The organism is Psychrobacter sp. CAL346-MNA-CIBAN-0220 (genome assembly GCF_040309805.1).
Taxonomy (GTDB): domain Bacteria; phylum Pseudomonadota; class Gammaproteobacteria; order Pseudomonadales; family Moraxellaceae; genus Psychrobacter.
The window spans coordinates 1-241 of record NZ_JBEOPF010000670.1 but is presented as its reverse complement, the minus strand read 5'-3'; the positions used below and the strand labels follow the sequence as shown (position 1 = coordinate 241).

The window sequence follows — 241 nt, the reverse complement described above, 5'->3', positions numbered from 1 at the left end:
GCAAGGCATTAACCACTTGCGCCGCTTCCGACTCTGCAACCAACACACATAAATTATGTGGGCTGGCGCCTTGGCAAATCATCCGAACATTATGGTTTTCAAGCACTTTAAACACCCTACTACAAATGCCAGCCGTTGATGCTATGCGATTACCGATGATGGCGATTAACGCTAAATCTTCCTCGACTCTTACACGACAATGTTGCGATAACTCTTGTAATAACGACTCACTGAGTAAGCC

The 241-nt window shown here is 45.6% G+C and carries 1 protein-coding gene; it reads right to left on the bottom strand.

The features are described 5' to 3' along the window. On the bottom strand, positions 1–241 hold a 241-nt coding region (locus AAEY88_RS15265; RefSeq protein ID WP_407074473.1), incomplete at both ends, for an ACT domain-containing protein.